Source organism: Acinetobacter sp. YH01010 (assembly GCF_013420775.1).
In the GTDB taxonomy this organism is placed as follows: Bacteria; Pseudomonadota; Gammaproteobacteria; order Pseudomonadales; family Moraxellaceae; genus Acinetobacter; species Acinetobacter amyesii.
This window is the reverse complement of record NZ_VOYF01000003.1, coordinates 173766-195067: the sequence shown is the minus strand read 5'-3', so window position 1 is coordinate 195067 and position 21302 is coordinate 173766. Positions and strand designations below refer to the sequence as shown.

19 protein-coding genes are annotated in these 21302 nt (G+C 40.1%); 13 read left to right on the top strand and 6 right to left on the bottom strand.

The features are described 5' to 3' along the window. Positions 1-38: 38 nt before the first annotated feature. The 8 genes from FTT77_RS04040 to FTT77_RS04005 all read left to right on the top strand — a co-directional run bounded on the left by FTT77_RS04040 (position 39) and on the right by FTT77_RS04005 (position 8829). Positions 39-2078 carry a UvrD-helicase domain-containing protein gene (locus FTT77_RS04040; protein ID WP_078193107.1) on the top strand — a complete coding sequence of 680 codons (2040 nt, stop codon included), beginning with the start codon at positions 39-41 and terminating at the stop codon, positions 2076-2078. A gap of 64 nt (positions 2079-2142) precedes the next feature. Next, positions 2143-2595: a dUTP diphosphatase gene (gene dut, locus FTT77_RS04035; RefSeq protein WP_111885270.1), complete on the top strand. Its 453-nt coding sequence runs from the start codon at positions 2143-2145 to the stop codon at positions 2593-2595. Between the two features lie 562 nt (positions 2596-3157). Then, positions 3158-4582: a phosphomannomutase/phosphoglucomutase gene (locus tag FTT77_RS04030; protein WP_180108958.1), complete on the top strand. Its 1425-nt coding sequence runs from the start codon at positions 3158-3160 to the stop codon at positions 4580-4582. A gap of 10 nt (positions 4583-4592) precedes the next feature. After that, a complete protein-coding gene (gene argB / locus FTT77_RS04025) occupies positions 4593-5501 on the top strand; it encodes an acetylglutamate kinase (RefSeq protein ID WP_078190033.1) in 909 nt (302 codons plus the stop codon). 209 nt (positions 5502-5710) lie between these two features. Then, on the top strand, positions 5711-6559 hold the full coding sequence (locus FTT77_RS04020; protein ID WP_111885279.1) for a class II glutamine amidotransferase: 849 nt from the start codon (positions 5711-5713) through the stop codon (positions 6557-6559). A gap of 263 nt (positions 6560-6822) precedes the next feature. Then, complete coding sequence (locus tag FTT77_RS04015) at positions 6823-7278, top strand: bacteriohemerythrin (protein WP_078190032.1); 456 nt, start codon at positions 6823-6825, stop codon at positions 7276-7278. Positions 7279-7420: 142 nt separating this feature from the next. Continuing rightward, a complete protein-coding gene (locus tag FTT77_RS04010) occupies positions 7421-8503 on the top strand; it encodes a hypothetical protein (RefSeq protein ID WP_180004250.1) in 1083 nt (360 codons plus the stop codon). Next, positions 8503-8829 carry an RnfH family protein gene (locus FTT77_RS04005; RefSeq protein ID WP_180004252.1) on the top strand — a complete coding sequence of 109 codons (327 nt, stop codon included), beginning with the start codon at positions 8503-8505 and terminating at the stop codon, positions 8827-8829. Before FTT77_RS04010 ends, FTT77_RS04005 begins: the two co-directional genes overlap by 1 nt. Positions 8830-8872: 43 nt before the next feature. On the opposite strand, the gene FTT77_RS04000 is transcribed toward FTT77_RS04005, so the two are convergent. Next, the gene (locus FTT77_RS04000) at positions 8873-9271 is read right to left on the bottom strand and encodes an outer membrane protein assembly factor BamE (RefSeq protein WP_078193102.1); all 399 of its coding nucleotides are present in this window, start codon (positions 9269-9271) and stop codon (positions 8873-8875) included. A gap of 112 nt (positions 9272-9383) precedes the next feature. Between FTT77_RS04000 and fur the strand changes: the two genes are divergently transcribed. After that, a complete protein-coding gene (gene fur / locus FTT77_RS03995; protein WP_078193101.1) occupies positions 9384-9821 on the top strand; it encodes a ferric iron uptake transcriptional regulator in 438 nt (145 codons plus the stop codon). A gap of 78 nt (positions 9822-9899) precedes the next feature. Here fur and FTT77_RS03990 read toward each other — a convergent pair whose 3' ends face one another. Together FTT77_RS03990 and FTT77_RS03985 are read right to left on the bottom strand one after the other, a co-directional pair. Further along, positions 9900-11021: a PilT/PilU family type 4a pilus ATPase gene (locus FTT77_RS03990; RefSeq protein WP_168379063.1), complete on the bottom strand. Its 1122-nt coding sequence runs from the start codon at positions 11019-11021 to the stop codon at positions 9900-9902. Between the two features lie 27 nt (positions 11022-11048). Beyond that, entirely contained in the window at positions 11049-12086 is a 1038-nt protein-coding gene (locus tag FTT77_RS03985) for a type IV pilus twitching motility protein PilT (RefSeq protein WP_078190026.1), read from the bottom strand. A 125-nt stretch (positions 12087-12211) separates the two neighbouring features. Here FTT77_RS03985 and FTT77_RS03980 point away from each other — a divergent pair, with 125 nt between their 5' ends. Together FTT77_RS03980 and FTT77_RS03975 are read left to right on the top strand one after the other, a co-directional pair. Beyond that, positions 12212-12898 (top strand): YggS family pyridoxal phosphate-dependent enzyme, encoded by a 687-nt coding sequence (locus tag FTT77_RS03980; protein WP_180040456.1) that lies wholly within the window; start codon positions 12212-12214, stop codon positions 12896-12898. Between the two features lie 193 nt (positions 12899-13091). Continuing rightward, the gene (locus FTT77_RS03975) at positions 13092-13892 is read left to right on the top strand and encodes a thioesterase family protein (RefSeq protein ID WP_180108957.1); all 801 of its coding nucleotides are present in this window, start codon (positions 13092-13094) and stop codon (positions 13890-13892) included. Between the two features lie 48 nt (positions 13893-13940). Here FTT77_RS03975 and FTT77_RS03970 read toward each other — a convergent pair whose 3' ends face one another. From FTT77_RS03970 to FTT77_RS03960, 3 genes are all read right to left on the bottom strand, one after another. Further along, entirely contained in the window at positions 13941-17534 is a 3594-nt protein-coding gene (locus tag FTT77_RS03970; RefSeq protein ID WP_180063882.1) for an AAA family ATPase, read from the bottom strand. Between the two features lie 9 nt (positions 17535-17543). After that, positions 17544-18797, bottom strand: coding sequence for an exonuclease SbcCD subunit D (locus FTT77_RS03965; RefSeq protein ID WP_180108956.1), 1254 nt, complete (start codon positions 18795-18797; stop codon positions 17544-17546). Positions 18798-18935: 138 nt separating this feature from the next. Then, positions 18936-19313 (bottom strand): VOC family protein, encoded by a 378-nt coding sequence (locus FTT77_RS03960; protein ID WP_180108955.1) that lies wholly within the window; start codon positions 19311-19313, stop codon positions 18936-18938. A 169-nt stretch (positions 19314-19482) separates the two neighbouring features. Between FTT77_RS03960 and FTT77_RS03955 the strand changes: the two genes are divergently transcribed. Both FTT77_RS03955 and FTT77_RS03950 read left to right on the top strand, forming a co-directional pair. Next, complete coding sequence (locus FTT77_RS03955; protein WP_180108954.1) at positions 19483-20427, top strand: GGDEF domain-containing protein; 945 nt, start codon at positions 19483-19485, stop codon at positions 20425-20427. Positions 20428-20827: 400 nt separating this feature from the next. Next, positions 20828-21277 carry an ABZJ_00895 family protein gene (locus FTT77_RS03950; protein ID WP_180108953.1) on the top strand — a complete coding sequence of 150 codons (450 nt, stop codon included), beginning with the start codon at positions 20828-20830 and terminating at the stop codon, positions 21275-21277. Positions 21278-21302 lie beyond the last annotated feature (25 nt).

The window sequence follows — 21302 nt, the reverse complement described above, 5'->3', positions numbered from 1 at the left end:
TGACTATAATCATCCTCGAATTAATAAGAGGAAAGACTATGTCACTGGCAAGTCAGTTGAACGACAAGCAACTTGAAGCAATGAAATACACTCAAGGACCCTTGTTAGTACTTGCAGGGGCAGGTTCAGGCAAAACATCGGTGATTACCCGTAAAATTGCCTATCTGGTGAAGCATTGTGGTATTCCTGCGCACCGTATCACCGCGATGACCTTTACCAACAAAGCTGCGCGTGAAATGAAAGAGCGTGTGACGAAGCTGATGAGCCGTGAAGAGGCAAAAGGGCTGTCGGTTTCTACATTCCATAACTTCGGGCTAAACATGCTCCGTTTGGAATTAAAAAATACACCACTGAAAAATAACTTTTCAATTTTAGATGCAGATGACTGCAAACGCATTTTGATGGACTTAATGCATCGCGACAATTTATCCGGTGCAGAAAGTAAAGAGCTGATTGCCAAAGCCATGAAAATGATTTCAGATTGGAAAAACGATCTGATTCCACCTGAGCAAGCGCATACCACCTGTGAAACAGCAGAAGACGTTCAGTTTGCACATCTGTATCAACTGTATGAGCGTAATTTACGTGCCTACAATGCTGTGGATTTTGATGATTTGATTGTCATGCCGACGCGCTTATTACAAGAAAATGCAGAAGTGCGTGATCGTTGGCAGAATCGAATCCGCTATTTATTGGTCGACGAATATCAAGATACCAACACCGCGCAATATATTTTGGTGAAATTACTCGTGGGTGTCATGGGACAGTTCACCGCGGTAGGTGATGATGACCAATCGATTTATGCATGGCGTGGTGCTAAGCCTGAGAATATGGCTTTATTGAAGGAAGATTTCCGTAATCTGAAAGTGATTAAGCTTGAGCAAAACTATCGCTCGACCAGTCGTATTTTAAAAGCTGCCAATACAGTTATTGGCAATAACCCACATATTTTCGATAAAAAGCTTTGGTCAGATAAAGGCCATGGTGAAGTGATCCGCGTGATTACTTGTCGTAATGACGATGATGAATCAGAACGCGTGGTAAAAGACTTGATTACGCACAAGCTGATGAACGGTAAAAATTGGAAAGACTACGCCATTTTATACCGTGGTAATTTCCAAGCGCGTGCTCTAGAGACACAGCTACGCCAAATGCAGATCCCGTATAAATTATCGGGTGGTCAGTCTTTCTTCGCTCGTGCTGAAATTAAGGACTTGATGAGCTACTTACGTTTGATCATCAACCCTGAAGATGACAGTGCATTTTTACGAATTATCAATACGCCAAAACGTGCGATTGGTCCTGTGACTTTGGAAAAGCTTGGCTTATTTGCGCAGGAAAGTAATTTATCCTTACTCAGTGCAGCAGGTGACCAGCGCTTAAGCATGGCGATTCCGAAAAAAGCCACAACCCAATTGGCCGAATTTGCGGACTTTATTTCGACCTTTACTCGTGAATTATTAGAAGATGATGAACCTGTTCCGATCATTCGTCGCATGATGATTGAAGCAGGTTATATCGACTATGTTAAAGAATCTGCAGCTACACCTGCGCAGGAAAAAACCAAACTGGATAATATTGAAGTGCTATATAGCAGTATTCAAAGTTTGATAAACCGCGCTGAAGATGTAGATGAAAAGAACATTGAAAGTGTGATTCGTAAAATGGTGCTGCTCGATATGTTAGAACAGCAACAAGAAGAAGAAGACACCGATAAAGTCAATTTGTTAACACTTCATGCGTCGAAAGGTCTGGAATTTCCATTCGTTTATTTGATTGGTCTGGAAGAAGAAATTCTACCGCATAAAAACTCCATTGCTGCCGACACGGTTGAGGAAGAACGTCGACTGATGTATGTGGGGATTACTCGTGCACGTCAAGGTTTAACCATGACTCTTGCAGAGCAGCGTAAAGCCGGTGGTCAAATGCGACAAATGACACCAAGCCGTTTCTTGGACGAACTGCCACAAGATGAATTGGAGTGGTTAGGGCGCAAGAAAAAGCTGGCAGGGGATATCGATCCTAAACAGCAAGCACAGCATTATTTAGAAAATTTACGTGCGCTGATTAAGCGTTAAAGCTTAAAGCGTAGAATATTTTATTTATTTTTTGAAATTCGTTTTATTGAAACAGGAATGGACCATGAAAGTTCAAGTTAAAGTTCTCGACACACGTTTAGGTACGGAATGGCCAATGCCAACTTATGCAACAGCAGGTTCAGCAGGTCTTGATCTACGTGCATGTGTAGAAGAAACCACCGTGATTGAACCGGGTCAAACTGTTCTGGTAAAAACAGGCCTATCGATTTATATCGAAGATACTAACTTTGCAGGTTTAATTTTGCCGCGTTCAGGCTTAGGTCATAAACACGGAATCGTGTTGGGTAACTTGGTCGGTTTAATTGATTCTGACTACCAAGGTGAATTGATGGTATCTGTTTGGAACCGTAGCCAAACGGCATTTAGCCTAGAGCCGGGTGAGCGTTTAGCACAATATGTTTTAGTGCCAGTTGTACAAGCTCAGTTTGATATTGTGGATGAGTTTGAAGCCACTGAACGAGGAGCAGGCGGTTTTGGTCATACAGGTAAAAACTAATCAGCGCAAGACTTTTGATCCAGTGTGTTGACAAGTAAATGCCTACAATCAAGTAGCGAATAAAAAACCATCCTCGTGATGGTTTTTATTTATATCATTTAATTTAAATTTTTAATTTATTCAAATTCAAATCGATATTTAGAATATTTTGGATCTTATCGGGATTTTTAATTCTGATGAATTTACTTGGTTTATATTTTAGAGGTGAGGGTAAAGAATAATTAGAATTTTGTATATTGGTTTAAATTTGATCGATTTACTATATTTATACACATTAGAAAAATGAATTAAAAATGTTTGAAAAGTAAAATATTTAAAACTAAGGGATGATTTGATAATTTTTTTAATATAAAATATTGATTTAATTTTAAAAATAATTTAGCGGATAAATGTTATTGTAATTTTTAGATCAGTATTTAAATATTATTAATTGATTATTAACTAAAATTGTTATAAAAAAGCTACACTTTTTTTCAGGATTTTATCCTTTAATTAAAAGCTTAAATTCTCAATAGAATTTAAGATTTTTTAATTAATAAAGATGTAATTAGAAGAACATAGTATGGGTTCACTGTTTAGTCACTTTCCGCAACATATTTTTCGTGCATATGACATTCGCGGGAAAATATCGCTCTTAAATGCTGATTTAGTTCAGTCAATTGCTTGTGGCTTAGTCAAACAATATTTAGATGTAGGGCAAAAGAGACTTGCTATTGGCTATGATGCGCGTTTAACCAGTCCAACCTATGCAAAAATAATTCAAAAAGTCTGCCATGAGGCTGGCCTTGAAGCGGAAATTATTGGCTGCTGCTCAAGCCCGATGTTGTATTTTATTGCGGGACAATTTCAAGGCAATGGCATTATGGTGACGGCGAGTCATAATCCAAAATCAGATAATGGTATCAAGTGGATTATCAAAGGTGAGCCACCTTGTCCAGAGATGATTCAACACGTTGCAGTCGAAGCACAAAATTGTTTTTCATCGGAACGTGTGCATTTGATGACTGAACTTGAGCCACACGAAATCAAGCCTGAATATTGTTTGGCTTATCAGAAATTTATTTTAGATGACATTCATTTACAGCAACCGCTTAAAGTGGTGATCGATGGCATGCATGGTTCAGCTGGGCATTGTGCAGCCTTATTATTAAATAAATTAGGCTGTGAAGTTTTGGCATTACGTTGCCAAGCTGATGGACATTTCCCTGATCATGCTCCAGATCCATCACAGCTCAAACATTTAACCCATCTCCGCCAAGCCATACAGCTACAAAAAGCCGATATTGGCATTGCTTTAGATGGTGATGGTGATCGTTTAGTGCTGATTGATGAGACTGGCAAAGTCGTTTCTGCAGATCGATTATTGTGTTTATTTGCTGAAATTTGTTTGACTCAAAAACCACATGCAGAGGTGGTATTTGATGTGAAATGTTCAACAATGATTCGGGATACCGTGTCTGATCTAGATGCGCAGCCTGTCATGATTCGAACGGGCAGTAGTTTCTTGCGAAAATATATTTCCCAATCTAAAGGCAAAGCGGTTTTTGGTGGTGAATACGCAGGGCATTATGTTTTTAATGACGGTCGTGGTGGTGGCTATGACGACGGTCTATATGCTGCCTTAAGGGTATTAGAATATATTCAAACTCAGGGGCTGACATTGTCAGAAGCTTTGGCGAAATATCCGGAGCGCTTTAGTACCGAAGATTTATATGTCAGTACGCATCAGCATGATCCAGCGGAAGTTTTAAAGCAGGTTGAAGCCAATTCTACGCGAATTCCGGCACAAATCAGTAAAATTGATGGAATACGCCTTGATTTTGATGATGGATTTGGCATCATTCGAGCATCGAATACAGGTGAGTATTTCACTTTACGCTTTGATGCCAACTCATCAGCACGCTTAAAAGAAATACGAGATCTGTTTGTTTCCATGTTAGTTGAGCACTATCCAGACATTGCTCATGACATTCCAGATGCTCAATAAGGAGAGGCAAATGCCACATCAACATACTGGCATCGACAAAGCACAAATCCTGACGGAAGCTTTGCCGTATATTCAACGTTTTGCGGGTAAGACGCTGGTAGTGAAGTATGGTGGTAATGCCATGACCGATCCTGAGCTTGAGAGCTCATTTGCACGTGATATCGTGCTGCTGAAAACGGTTGGTTTAAATCCGATTGTGGTTCATGGCGGTGGTCCACAAGTGGATTCATTCCTCAAACAATTAGGCCGTGAGTCTGATCGTATCGACGGTATGCGCGTGACTGATCCTGCAACGATGGAAGTTGTCGAGATGGTCTTGGGCGGCAGCGTGAACAAATCGATTGTGAACTTAATCAATAAACACGGTGGCCGTGCAATTGGTTTAACGGGTAAAGATGGTAATTTGATCCGTGCGCAAAAATTATTGATGGAAAAAACAGCCGAAGATGGTTCAGTAAAACAGATTGATTTAGGTCTAGTTGGCGAAGTGGTTGGTGTGAAAACTGACGTACTTGAAATGTTTACCCAAAGCGATTTTATTCCTGTGATTGCACCATTAGGTGTAGACGAAGACGGCAACACCTATAACATCAATGCTGACTTGGTTGCAGGTAAAGTGGCTGAAGCATTGGGTGCGGAAAAGCTAATTTTATTGACCAATATCACGGGTGTTTTAGACGAAAATAAAAATCTGCTGACTGGGTTAACCACCCAAGAAGTCGATCGTTTGATTGAAACTGGCGTGATCTATGGCGGCATGATTCCGAAAGTTGGCTGTGCATTAGATGCAGTCAAAGGCGGCGTAATCAGCGCACATATTGTTGATGGTCGTGTACCTCATGCAACATTACTTGAAATCTTTACGGATCATGGTGTGGGTACATTAATCACCAATCGAACCAATGTGAAAAAAGCTTAAGATACTTAGCATTTTTTGATATAAAAAAGCCTCTTTTGAGGCTTTTTTATTATTTATCAGTTGGCTAAGTAACTTTTGAAAAGATCAAATAATGTATTTGCCCTGTTGGATTATAAAAACTCTTACAATGGCGCCGATTTTAGATTTACAACAACTAAAACTGTCATGCACAATAGAGAAATCATAGATTTACTGCTGAAATGATCGATATGTGCCAGCTGCTCGGAATGAATTGTGCGACTCCTACCGATATAACTTTTTCGTTTCGGGGATTTTCGCAGCGAGCAGGAATTACCTCAGATCATTGTGATGGCTTTGGTATCGCTTTTTTTGAAGATAAAGCATGTCGTTTATTTGTCGACAATCAATCTGCTGTAGAGTCTCCGATTGCTGAGCTGATCCGAAACTACCCGATTAAATCTCGCAATGTGATTGCACACATTCGTAAAGCGACACAAGGCAAAATTAATCTTGAAAACTCACATCCATTTAGTCGTGAATTGTGGGGCAGACAGTGGATTTTTGCACATAATGGCGACCTACATGGCTTTCAGCCTGAGCTCACAGGGCGCTTCAGCCCCGTCGGCAATACCGACAGTGAATTGGCCTTTTGCTATTTGCTCGAGCAAATGGTGAAACGTTTTGGTTATACCGAACCTACACTCGATCAGGTGTTTGATCTGTTATTAGAAATTTCTCCTAAAATTGCAGAACATGGCACCTTTAATTTTTGTTTGTCGAATGGGCAGGCGCTATTTAGTTATGCGATTACCAAGCTGCATTGGCTGGTTCGAGAGTTTCCATTTCAGCCTGCACAGTTGATTGATATTGATGTTGAAGTCGATTTTAGTGAAGTCACTACGCCTGAAGACCGTGTTGCCGTGATTACCACTGAACCCCTAACGCAAAACGAAGTTTGGACAGCATTTGAGCCGGGTGAAATGATTTTATTTCAACATGGTCGTCCAATTCGTGCTGCAAAGACGGTTGTTGAACGTTTAGAACGTGAGCGGCTGGACCCATCTTTAAAACGTGTCACACGTGCAGATCAGTATTAATTTTGAATGAAAGATATTCATTATAAAAATGAATATCTTACACTTTATTGAATTAAGGGTGTTTTCTAAGATATTGAATTGATTAAAAAATATCTTAGCTTTATACTCGGGATTAAATAAATTAACATAATAAAAACAATTGATTACAATATGAATGGCAGTATTTCAATTAAAACCAACCTTTTTACTTCATTTTTATTTAAGTTCTTTAATTATATGATGAAATTTACGTGATAAGTCCTTCATATTTATAGGTGGTCGTAATGAAAATGAAATGGGTTCCAGAATACAATACTGGTATCGATGTGATTGACGATCAACACAAACGGATTCTTGACTACATCAATGAAATTGATGGCATTGACGCAAATACAGATCGTGATCGTGTAAAACAAATTCTGGAAAACATTATTGATTACACGCAATCACATTTTACCTTCGAAGAATCTTTACAAGAAGAAGCGGGTTATAAATATCGTGTGCCACATAAACGCGTACATGATTTATTTATTAAAAAAATTGAATCTTACCGTGACCGTTTTGAAATGGGGCATGCGATTGAAAATGAATTACATGAAGTGCTTTCAAAATGGCTGATTAACCATATTCAGCACGATGATGCTGATTATGTCGGTGCGGTTAAAGAAAATATGATGGGTATCATCAAAGAAAAAGAAAAGAAAAAAGGCAAAAATTGGTTTGCACGTTTCTTTTCATAACCTCAAAAAATGAAATAAAAACAATTAAATTCTAATAATATCATTTGCGCAGCAAATCACCTTTAAGGTGATTTGCTTTTTGTTTTTGATTTTCAAGGCACAGCAAGGCAAAATAGCGCTAGAATTTTCAAAGGAATTTGTCATGCAGGACAATGCGATGTCGAAATGGTTATCGCCACTGATGGCGTTCTGTTTATCTTTTATCATTATTGCAACTTTAGCACCGGTAACAGGTATTCAAATTGAACGTCAGCTAGATTTCTGGCTGTTGTGGCTAGGTACAATGCTTATTTTAGCTTTACCGCTATGTTATTTGGAAATTGCTTTAGCAAAACGTTCAAAAATTACAGCAGTTCAAGCACTGTCTTCGCTAACACGTGATGCGGATGCTTCACCCAAATGGCGTATAGTCGGTTGGCTTGCCGTAGTATTTATTCCATTTTTAGCAGGTGCCATGCTTTCAGCCGCGTCGCAATATGTGGCAATTTTTACAGCTAATGGCTTTGCCTATAGCATTATTTTGGCTGTCCTTGCGGTCATTGCATTTGCATTGTCGTTTGTACCACGCCAATTTTTAGTGATTTTGACCGCTATTGGTGTGATTGCTGCAGTAGTTTTAGCGAATGTTATGGGAACTGCCTTACCAGAGTGGAAAATGACTGCGCTCGAATTTAGTGAGTGGGGCAATGCAACTGTCTTGGCGCTCGTAGCAAGTGGTTTGGGGATGGGCTTGTATTGGCAGTCAAGTTTACCAGCCGTGAAGCAACAAGAGATTGCAAGCAAAACGGTATTTCCGATTTGGATCGCTCAACTTTTGGCAGTGGTTGCTTTTGCCTTTTTCGCAGCAAAAGCACAAGTATCTGCTTTAGCACTGGTTGTGGGTTTAGTCGCAGCTTCAGCATTGCTGATTCAAATGGCACGTGAACAATTACAACAACGCCAATTGGCCATAGTGGTGCAATGGGCGATTTTATTGGTTGCGGTTTTTGTATGGGCACTGAGCACTGTTGTTCCAGTATTTAATATTGCCTTGTTGATTTGGGGCTTAATTATTTGTCTGATTTATGCGATTTTCGCAGGTTGGATTATGAAGATTAGTCATCTACGTAAGTCAATGAACTTCAGTCATGAAACCTTTTATAATATTTGGCGTATTGCTGTACGTATCGTAGTGCCCTTGTCAATAATATTGGCATTGGTGGCTGTGATTGGGCAGTTATTCTAATGACAGCTCAGTTACAAGTGTGGGTGGCTTATGCGAGCGTGGAACAGCAGATATTAATTCCTCTAATCTTTAATCCCGGTATGACGGTTGAAGATGCTATTGTGCAAAGTGGCATTCGAAAACAAGTAGATTTACCAGAAGTATTAACACTAGGAATCTTCGGGGCGCGTGTAAGCGATTCATCTCAGTTACTTGAAGCAGGTGATCGTGTCGAAATCTATCGTGCATTAACCATTAATCCGAAAGATATTCGTCGTAATCGCGCCAAGAAAAATCCCGTTGGTCGTTATTGTCGAGGCAATCGTTTCAAACAATTGTACTTATAAAAAAAACCCCTAAATTTAGGGGTTTATTTTTATCTGAAAGCGACTATAGTGGTGGCGCAGTTAAAATCGCTTCTTTAGAACCTGGTAAGCCAGGTTGAGACTCTGGAATGGTTTCTAAGCCTTCAATTTTTTGAACGATACCGTTTTGGTCAAAGAAGATTTTTAAGTGTTGACCATGTGCAGCAGGAATCTTGGCTTTTTTAGCATATGTTCCTGGGGTATACTTATAAATGTAGTCCCAACGTAACGGATTCATTGGATCGGCAACAGTTGGACTACCTAGCAAAAAGCGAACTTGTTGGTGGCTCATTCCCACTTGAATTTTAGCCGCTTGTGCTTGAGTTAAAGGTGTACCTTGTGGAATATCAACTTTATAAACGCCCAAGGTTGAACAGCCTACGAGCAATGAAGTGACAAATAACGTCAGCATGATTTTTTGCATTTTGCTAAACTATCCCAAATTAATTATGATGCATTTGATCCAAGGATAGATCATACTGCATCTAAACTTTGTTGCATATTCCAACTTTAATTTTGTTGAGAGACCTTTTTTCATGCCTATTTCAAATCAAGATTTACGTAAAGCTGGACTTAAAGTTACACTTCCACGAATTAAAATATTGGAATTGCTTGAAAATTCAAGACAACATCACTTAAGCGCAGAAGATATTTATAAGACTTTACTTGAACAGGGTGAAGATGTGGGTTTAGCAACTGTGTATCGCGTGTTAACACAGTTTGAAGCTGCAGGTATTATTCAACGCCATCATTTTGAAAACAATCATTCTGTTTTTGAGATTATGCAAGAAGATCACCATGACCATATTGTGTGTCAAAACTGCAATAAAGTGGTGGAATTTACTAATGATGTGATTGAGCATGAGCAACATCAAGTGGCAGAAAAATTTGGTTTCCAACTTACAGGTCACTCATTAAATCTTTATGGCTATTGTGATGCGCCTGAATGCCAAGAAGCATATCGTAAAAAATAATCCGATGCGGATGAGAATGAATAAAAAACAGACTTCATGTGAAGTCTGTTTTTTATTTCCGAAAGCGTTTAAGCAAAATTAATGTTGACCATCAAAGGTAATATTTGAATTTGCACGCAGTAAATGCTCACCGCCTTCTTCAGACAATTTAATTTGTAGACGCAGGTCGTTCGGTGAGTCGGCATGTTTGAGCGCATCTTTGTAGCTAATTTGCTTGGCTTTATAAAGGTCATATAAGGCTTGGTCAAAGGTTTGCATACCTAGTTCACGAGAACGCTTCATCAGGTCTTTAATTTCATGCACTTCACCCTTACGGATTAAGTCTGAAATTAAAGGTGAGTTGATCAAAATCTCAATGGCAGCACGACGTGAATTACCATCAATGGTTGGAATCAACTGCTGCGCAACCATTGCTTTTAAGTTCAAAGACAAGTCCATGAATAGCTGACTATGACGATCTGCTTCAAAGAAGTGAATGATACGATCGATGGCCTGGTTGGCGTTGTTGGCATGCAGTGTTGCAAAAACCAAGTGACCGGTTTCAGCAAAGGCAATCGCATAGTCCATAGTTTCTCGTGAACGAATCTCACCAATCAGAATCACGTCAGGTGCCTGACGTAGCGTATTTTTTAAGGCAACTTCGAAAGAGTCGGTATCAATACCCACTTCACGTTGGGTAATGATACAGCCTCGGTGTTGGTGTACAAATTCAATCGGGTCTTCAATTGTAATGATATGACCTTTGCTATTTTCATTACGATAGCCAATCAAAGATGCCAAAGAGGTTGATTTACCTGTACCCGTTGCACCTACGAAAATGATAATGCCACGCTTGGTCATCGCTAATTCTTTTAAAATCGGCGGTAATTTCAACTCATCCATCGTTGGAATAACGGTTTCGATACGACGCAGAACCATACCTGGCTGGTCACGTTGTTGAAAGGCGCTGACACGAAAACGAGCAGATTTACTGGTATTACTAATGGCAAAGTTACATTCGCGCGTATCGGCAAATTCCTTACGCTGTTTGTCAGACATAATCGAATGTAAGATTTGACCGACAGTCGGGCCCGGTAACTTAGTCGAGCCAATTGGCAAAATTTGCCCATTGATCTTAATCGAGGGTTCAACATCGGCTGTAATAAACAAATCCGATGCTTTTTTCTCCACCATATAATCAAGTAAGCCGTTAAAATCCATAACGATCGCCCCAGAAAAATAAAAAAATTACAAGAAAGATTCGGGTTGTTTTGCTGCAGTCCGTGCAGTTTGCGTACTAATAATGCCTTTTGCGACAAGGTTTTTTAAGCTTTGATCGAGTGTGGTCATACCGTAGTTGGCACCCGTTTGAATCGCAGAATACATTTGCGCGACTTTGTTTTCACGAATCAAGTTACGGATCGCAGGAATACCGATCATGATTTCATGCGCAGCCACACGACCGCCACCATTTTTCTTGAGTAGGGTTTGTGAAATTACGGCTTGAAGTGATTCAGATAACATGGCACGAACCATGTCTTTTTCTTCAGCAGGGAATACGTCAATCACACGATCAATGGTTTTTGCGGCAGAGGTTGTATGGAGTGTACCGAAGACCAAGTGACCGGTTTCAGCAGCTGTCAGCGCCAAACGAATGGTTTCAAGGTCACGCATCTCACCGACTAAGATAATATCCGGGTCTTCACGCAGTGCGGAACGAAGTGCTTCGTTAAAGCCGTGCGTATCACGGTGTACTTCACGTTGGTTGACCAAGCATTTTTTTGATTCGTGTACAAATTCGATCGGGTCTTCGACCGTTAAAATATGGTCATAACGGTTGTCGTTGATGTAATCAACCATCGCAGCAAGCGTGGTTGATTTACCCGAACCTGTTGGACCGGTCACCAATACGATGCCACGTGGATATTCACAAATATCTTTGAAGATTTGGCCCATGCCAAGATCTTCAATGGTTAGTACTTTTGAAGGAATGGTACGGAATACGGCACCAGCACCACGGTTTTGGTTAAATGCGTTCACACGGAAACGAGCCACACCAGGTACTTCAAATGAAAAGTCAGTTTCTAATTTTTCTTCGTAATCACGACGCTGTTTATCGTTCATGATGTCGTAAACCAATTTGTGCACTTCTTTATGTTCAAGAGCAGGAAGGTTGATACGACGAACTTCACCATCCACACGAATCATTGGTGGCATACCAGAAGATAAATGTAAATCCGAAGCGTTATTTTTGGCAGCAAAGGCCAATAGTTCTGTAATGTCCATAAAATCCCCGAGATAAAAATTAAATCTTAATTATTTTGATAGAATAATAAGGCTTTCCCACAGCTTAACCAACACTTAGTTGCAGGGCAATGCAAAAAAAGATGAATGAAATGAGAACCCAGTCAATGAATAAACTTCAAGAAGCACGAAATCAAGTCTTGCAGCAAATTGAGCAGGCTTGCCAACTTGCGGGTCGACCACAGCAATCGGTTGAATTGTTGGCTGTATCTAAGACGCATCCTGCTGAAATGCTAAGAGAAATGTATGCAACGGGGCAACGCTCATTTGGTGAAAATTATCTGCAAGAAGCGCTTGAAAAAATTGAGGCTTTGGCAGATTTAGAGATTGATTGGCATTTCATTGGTCATGTACAGCGCAATAAAACCAAACATTTGGCTTCAAACTTTGCTTGGGTGCATGGGGTAGACCGTTTGATTATTGCGGAGCGTTTATCAAGCCAGCGAGAAGCGACGCAAGCACCTTTGAATATTTGCCTACAAGTCAATATTGATGCGCAAGATACGAAGGATGGCTGTCAGCCGAATGAAGTAGCAGGTTTGGTCGCACAGATTTCTACGCTACCGAATTTACGCTTACGTGGACTGATGGTGATTCCTGCTCCAAACAATCCGCAAGCGTTTGCTGATGCCAAAATGCTCTTTGAACACGTCAAAGCACAGCATGCGAAACCTGAAGATTGGGATACATTAAGTATGGGGATGTCAGGCGATATGACTGATGCGATTGCTGCGGGTTCAACGATGGTTCGCGTGGGGACAGCATTGTTTGGCGCACGTGATTATTCAAAATAGGACAGAAGATTCAGCCTGCTTTCAAAAACTAGGCTTATAAAGTGTAAGCACAGCAGATAAATTTTCACAATAGATGAAACCTATGGGTTCAAAGTGAGCCTTTTAATTTGAACTTTCCATTAAAGTTGAGTACAAAATAATCAGGATGTTTTTGATATTGAAGTAATTCACACTTGGACAAATAGGGAAGTTCATGACGGCATATTATCAGTTGATTCAACGCGACGTAGATGCGCAAGGCTGTGTCACGGCACATTACCATTCGACCAATTTAGCACAAGGTGCATGGAATGCACATGAGCAACACATGGCACCAGCTACAGGCATTATTTGTGCTGAATTAGACCGTTTTTCACCACGTCATGATATGCGTATCGGGCGCATTAGCCTCGATATTTTGGGCTTAATTCCTGCTGGCGAGTTTGAAATAATCACGCAAGTGATTCGTCCGGGAAAAACCATTGAACTGATTGAATCTGAAATGCGGGCTCAGGGCAAAACCTGCATTGTGGCACGCACTTGGCGCATGATGACGCAAAATAGCCAGTCCGTGAAAGGTTTGGAGGATGCTGATGTGACTGGGCCAGAAACTGCGCCGATTTGGGACGGTATCCGTCAGTGGCCGGGGGGATATATTCAGTCGATTGAAGCAAGAAGCCATCGGCGCCGTGCAGGTCAAGGCATTGTGTGGCTGAGAACACAGCATGACATGGTTGAAGGTGAGCCGACTGCTGATTTTGTCCGTTTAATGGGCATGGTTGATACCGCCAATGGTATTGTTCCGCGTCAGGATTGGCCATTTGGCTGGGGCTTTCCAAATCTGGATCTACAAATCCATTTGCACCGTTTACCACAGGGACAGTGGTTAGGTCTGGAAACCGTGCAGCAGTATGGAGCGGATGGTGTTGGTTTGAGTAGTTCTGTATTGCATGATGTCCATGGCCCATTTGGGCGTAGTGAACAGATTTTAACGCTACGTCCACTCGGGACGTAATGATCTAGAGAATCAAAAATTATAAAGCCTGCTTTAAGCAGGCTTTTTTTAAGATACGATTTGGATGGTGCTTGCACCTGCTCCGACAGGATTGACTTGAATTTGCACAGGGATTCGTTCGTGCATTTCTTGAATATGCGAGATCAATACTACTTTACGGCCTTGGTTTTGCAACTGATCTAGAGCATTCATGACCATGTGTAGACTTGAGGCATCTAGCGTGCCAAATCCTTCGTCAATAAATAGGCTTTCGATTTTCGTTGTTCCTGATGCCATGCTTGCAATGGCTAAGGATAAAGCGAGTGCTGTTAAGAACGACTCACCACCTGAAAGCGAAGAGACAGAGCGAGTTTCGCCATCCATGTCATGATCGATAATGGCTAGACTTAAGGAATTTTCAAGGCGCTTTAAGGTATAGCGCTGTGAAAGTATCGCCAATTGCTGGTTAGCATACTCGATTAAAATATCAAGGTTATATTGCTGCGCCAAATCACGGAACTTCTTGCCCGTTGCATCGCCCATTAAGCTCGAAATTTTATTCCAACGATGTTCTTCAGATTGGATCTGTTGAATCTGATCGGCAAATTGTTTTTGTTTGCTGAGGTTAGAAAAATGAACATCTAACTTACTTTTAAGTTGATCTCTAAGTTCTTGCTGTTCTGCAAGGGCTTTAAGATTTAGTGCAATGACACGCTCGATTTGTAAAATTTGTATTTCAGGCTGTGTTTTTAAATGCTGTTTCAACGTTTCTTGAATAGCCTGAATACCTGCTTGAGCATCTGAATAGGCACGTTCTGCATTTAAAACACGCTGTTTAAGCTGCTGTTCTTGTTCATATGAAATTGCACTAAGTTGCGCTAACAGCGTTTCACTAAATTCTGAATTTTGGCTCATCCATTGTTGAAGCGTATTTTCAACATGCCTCATTTGAGTGACTAATTGTGTTTGCTGGGTGAGGTATTCTTTTAAGCGACTTTGACTGGTTTCAAAGGCTTGACGTACTTGATCGAATGTTTGACGAGCCTGATTGAATCTCGTCTGTAACAGTTGTCTGTTTTGGTCAAAATCATTTAACCAATCATGTGGTTTTTCAACTTGTGTTTGGGTCATCTCAAAAATAGTTTGAATCGCAATATCACTATTTTTTTTGCCCTCAATTGTTAAATTTTCAATTAGATTTTGAGCCGTTTGAATTTTTTCCTGACTAAATTTAATTTGTTGCTGATAGTGCTCAAGCTGTTGTGAAGTTTGATTATATTGAGTATTTAACTCGTGGCGTTGCTTTAAGTAATTTTGACGTTGTTGTAGTGTGTGATAAATCTGTTTAGCCGCGCTTAAAGTCGACTGTTCCCATAATTTTTTTTCTACGTCATTCAACACAATGAGAATATGCTGAATATTGATTTCAGCTTGTTGCACACTGGATAAGTGCTGTGTGGTTTGTTGAATTGAAGTTATGAGTGCATGACTTTGTTTTTGAGCATTTTCATGTGAAATTAAGGCATCTTCAGTTTGTTTTTGCGCTTGTTGTGATTCATTGATTCTTGTCTGAATCAGTTGCGCCAAGGCTTCATGCTGATGTGAAAAATCAAAAGAAATATTTAGAATATTTAATTGTTGTTGAAGCGCATTTTTTGCCTGATCAAGTTGTATTTTTAAGGTCGCTAGCTGTTGCGCATTGGCATCCATTAACGCGGTTTGCTGAGTGGAGGTGGTTTGTAATTTTTGCCAAGCTTCGAAAGCCACTTTTTCCAATGCAAGTGCTTGTTGTTCTTGTTGCGTTTGTAGTTTCAGTAATTCATCAGAAAAAGCTTCTTTTTCTGAATAAGGATGATGGGTACTTCCACAGACTAAACACGCTTCGCCATCGACCAAATCTGCACGCAATTTTTCAATATTTTCCGTATTCAGTAAGCGCTGTTGTTGCAACATGTGTTGCAGTTTTTCACGCTCATTTTTCTGCGTTTGATAGGTAAGTTCGGCCGTTTTTAGCTGCGTATGACTTTGTTTAATTTGCTGAGCTAGTGTACGTTTCACCGTCATGAGATTGGTGTTTTCAGCATCAATATTTTGGAAGCTTTGCCATTGTTGCTGAACAACATTGAGCTGATTTAATTTTTGTAAAAGCTGGTCACGTTCGTAACGTAGTGATGAAATTTTCTGATTGAGCGCATCTTCTTGCCCAAATGTTTGCGTTAATTTTTCAAGTTGTTTTTGTTGTGTCTGTAATTGTGTATTGGCTTGTTGCACATTGCCATAATTTTTTTCAAATTGTGCATAACTTTGAATAAATCGTTGAGTCTGTGTGATATGCGCTGAAAGTGCATCATCGAGTGAGGCAAAGTGATTTGAACTTTCTAGCTGTGCCGTGTGTTGAGCAATATTGGTTTGCAGTTGCTCAAGCTGTTCCTTCATCTGTTTTTCATTGTTGATATGCGGAACAAGTTGGTTTTCAATCTCTTTAAAATCACCTTGCGCTTTGCGTAATTGATCTACCAATACAAGACGTTCAGCAATCCGGTCACGCACCAGTTTAATTTTGTCTTGATGTTGAATCTCAAATTGATGCTGTTGTTTTTGTTCTGTATCTATTTTTTCAAAGATGGTTTTTTCAGCATTGAATTGTTGTTCAATCTCTGAAAAATGCTGTTGTGCATGTGTCAATTGCGGCTGTAATTGTGCAATTTCAAGCTTGATATTTTTTTGTTGAATTACACTTGGGCGTATAGATGAAAAGCGTTCAAGTTGTTGCAGTTGTAGCTTTTCAGGCGCAAGTGCATCAAGTTGTTGTTGCTGATTTTGTAGTTGTTGCTGACGTGCTTGCACATCAGTTTCGTATTTTTGCTTTTGTTCATACCACTGTTGATTTTTTTCGAACGCTGATTTTTCTATTTCCAGCTTTTTATATTCTGTAGAAACCGTATTGAATTGATTCGTGGTTGTTATTAGATCTTCATCAGACAATATTTCAATATGTCCTAAAACATTTTCCAGCTCTTTACGCTGATTGGCAATTTGTTTAGTTTTTTCAAAGGCCAATTGACCAATTTTTCCGAAAATACTGGAATTGGTCAGATATTCCAATAGCTCGCCACGTTCATTATCACGCGCTTTTAAAAAAGCGGTCACTTCTGACTGAGCCAGTAAAACAGCACGAGTAAATTGCTCAAAACTGAGTTGAGTAATGCGTAAAATTTGGCTCTCAACCGCTTTAGTTTTATCTGCAACGACACTGCCATCCGTTAAGCATTTCAGTGAACGCTGTACGCTTTGCAATTTGCCATTTGGGTTTTCACGGGCACGTTTAATTTCCCAACGCGCTGAATAGACTTTTTGGTCTTGGGCAACAAAGCTGAGCTCGGCAAAGCCTTGACCTGTGCCACGGCGTAATACGGTTTGCGGTGAGTTGGTTGGCAACTCTGAACCATCGATATCGATCAGTTTACCATCGCTGTCTTTTAAACGTGGCACACGATTAAACAGCGCCAAACACATGGCATCTAAAATGGTTGATTTACCTGCACCAGTTTTGCCAATAATTGCTACTAAGCCTGCACTGGCTAAAGGCTCAGATTCAAAATCAATAAAATGTTCACCCGCTAAAGATGCCAAGTTTTTAATACGTATAGATAAAATTTTCATGGCAATTCCTTAAGCGTTCGCATCATCTTCAAGTGATTTTTGTGCTTCATCCACCAAACTTAAAAAATCTTTCATTACGGTATCATCAGCACCGTACCCTTGTTTTTCCCAAAGATTTTGAAATAGTTGTTCTGGTGTAGGCGGATCAAGGTTAATTGCAGCTTGCTTCGAATCATTTACATCTGTATTTAAATAACGACGACTAATCCGTACGAGACGATAACGGTTTGGCGCTAAAGCCTCTTCAAACTGCTGTCTTAAATTAGGTGCAGGCGGGGTGTCGGTATGGTATTCAATTTCGACATATTCACGCTGATCAATATCTTCAATTTCACCGCTCGCCAAAGCAGATAATTGTGCCAAAACTTCTGGAATTGTGCCTTTGATGCGATGCAATTGCACACTGCGCGGAATTGCTAAGGACCCCATTTGAAAGCGTGATTCATCTGTTTGAGTTGGATCAATACTGATCTCAAGCACTTGGTGCTTATAATTAATTTCACTAAATGACAGGGGAATCGGTGAGCCGCTATAACGGATATGGGTCTGTGCGACTTTTTGCGGTTTATGCAAATGCCCAAGTGCGACATAGTCAATTACATCATCAAATAGGGCAGTCGAAAGCGCTTCTTCATTGCCAATAATAATCGGGCGCTCTGAGTCCGACGTTTCACCGCCTTGCATGTGGGCATGTGACATTAAAATTAAGGCTTGATCTGAAGTTTTACGTGCTTTGGCTTCCGCAATTAATTGCTGATGCACATAGGTAATAGCGTTTTGGCTATTGGTGGTTTGATCATTGAATCCGGTGATCTCGGCAGCCCGTAAAAAAGGTAAGGTTAGACACCATGCCACAATATTTTTGTGTTCATCATAAATAGGCACGAGTAATCGGTCTAAATCGAGCTGACCTTCAGTATTTTTATGGACCACGCCAACAGCTTTGGCATGGTATTTTTCTAATAATGGCTCAACTTGTTCAATACGGTAACCTGAGTCATGATTGCCTGCGATCATCAGGGTTTGCATGTGCGGGGCACGCACATGCGCATCGGCTAAAAATTGATAGAGCTGTTTTTGCGCTCTGGAAGCGGGGTTGATCACATCAAAAACATCGCCTGCAATGAGCAGGGCATGTGGCTGTTTTTGTGCTATTTGTTCAAGCAGCCAATTGAGAAACTGTTCATGTTCGTAGTCACGTGAGTGGTTATAGAAAAATTGTCCTAAATGCCAATCAGAAGTATGAAAAAAACGAACAGTCATGCAAGCCCCAAAAATCAAAAAAATTGATTGGGCTCTAAAGTATCACAGATGGTCACGTTTTCGAGGGCGATTAATCATTCATACGTCAAACTAAGTCGTTCTCGACAAGTAGAAGCTCCCCAATCAAAAACCAAGTGTTTACTGTGCATTTGGATCGACTTGCACAAGGCCAAAGGTATTGTGGTCTGGGTCTAAGAAATAGCCTTGCCAACATTGACCGGGGATCGCAAATTTTTCCATGGCAATTTGACCACCTTGCGCCAAAATTTTCTTAGTGATTTGGTCGAAATCTTCAACTTCAAAACTACAGGTAAATGCATTGGTGCCGCAGTGCGTCGGTGGCGTCTGAGCAGGGCGTTCTAACAAGCCACCATGAATACCTTGAGTTTCAATACGGAAGTACTGAATTGGTAGCCCTTCAACTGGGGTAAATGTCCAACCGAAAACTGCAGAATAAAAGGCCACTTCACGCTTTGGATCGGAACTTTTAATTTCAAAATAGTAGAGCTGGTTCATTGTTGTTATATTTTCTTTGATGGATTACACATTTCAAATAGTAGAGATCTGAAATTAGGTTAAAAAATACCAAGAACTAGGAATATAAAATGTTGTTCTAATCCTGTATATAGGTGAATTATTGTACAGCGGGTATATTGCCTGCATTTGGGGTAGCAGGAGATGCAACATGCCAAATAATCCTTTTGATGAAGAAAAACTTGCAAATAGTATGGTGTATAAGACTTTATTAGAGTCTACATTAGCCATTCCTTGGTGTATTGATTGGGACAGTAAAACATTTAGTTATATTGGACCGCAAATTGAAAAGTTACTCGGTTGGAAACAAAGTAGTTGGAAAACGGTAGATGATTGGGCATCACGTATGCACGAGGAAGACCGTAATTATGTACTGAATTATTGTGTTTCACAGTCGATGGCTGGTATAGATCATGAAGCAGATTATCGTGCACTTAAAGAAGATGGTTCATATCTTTGGATACGTGATGTTGTTCATGTCGTGCGTAAACCAAATGGTGATGTAGATTGTCTTGTCGGCTTTATGTTTGATATTTCCGAGCGGAAAAAACAAGAGGAACAACTACAAAAATTGCAACGTCAGCTCGAAGAATATTCATATAAAGATGGCTTAACTGGTATTGCAAATCGACGTTTGTTTGATGACTTTTACCAGCGTGAATGGTTAAACGCAATCCGCACGCAAAAGTCGCTGAGTTTAATTTTGATCGATTTAGATTATTTTAAACAATACAATGACTTGAATGGTCATGTGATTGGGGATACCTGTCTGCGTCAAATTGCTAAAAGTTTGGAATCTTGTTGTACACGACCTCGTGATTTAGTTGCGCGTTTTGGTGGCGAGGAATTTGCTTGGATTTTACCAGAGACCAATGAAGCCGCAGCAGCAGTGATGGCCGATAGAATTATGGATGCCGTGCGTGCTGCACGATTACCGCATAAAGCCTCTGCAGTGTCGGAACTCGTCACACTCAGCATGGGGGTAAAAACCATTATTCCTTCAGATCTGGATAATCCAATGCAATTTCTGGATCAAGTTGATAAAAACCTCTATGTAGCCAAAAGACAGGGGCGTAATCGCTACTGTGCTGCATAACATAGATTTGCAGTTGTGACTTATTTTAAACTTGCATAAAATTTTCAGTCAGTCGATATTTTATCGGCTGATTTTTTTGGGGTGTAGAATATAAGAATAAAATTCGATGCTAAATGCATGAGGCACAAAATAAAAGACCGACGATTCGAGTGATGATGAAATCGTCGGTCAAAAAATCGATTTCAAATTTAAGTGATGGCTGCTGTTCATACTTAAATTCAAAATGAAACTTATTGCTTTTAAAAAGGTCACCGAAACATTGTGGATGCCGTCCAAATCATCGGTTGCTACAGACCTTGTACCCTATATAACGTAGCTGATTACAGATTGGTTGACATGAAAATGAAAAAAAATGCATTTTTTTTTATACTAGGTGTCAACTTCTTCTTGGGTTAGGGTCATGGTGTCTTTAACACGTTATTTTTTATTGTTTTTTTTCATTTGTTTAATCATGACCTGTATTTGCGGTGTGATCGCTGCATTATTGCCACAGGGTGTAGGTGGTATTTTAACGGTCGTACCCTACCTGATTGCCATGATCGTGGTGTTATTTCGGTTTTTAAATAAAAATCAGAGAGCACCGACACAGGCAGAGCGTAAAAAATTTACCTTAGGTTTTAGCCTGATTTTTTGGTTATATAATTTAGCTTTTGTACTTTTGGGTATCGCAATTTTTTCAAGAAAAGATCCTGAAATTTGGCAAAATTTAATGCTCTATGTTCAACATCCTCAGTTTATGAGTTTAATGGTGATCATGTTATTACTGATGGCTATCCCTTTGTATTTAATCACCTATTGGTTTTATGGTCCGCAAGCACAGCGGATGGCTTCTCAAAAGTTTGGCGCATAAAGCTTGATCATCTGGTGATCTTGTT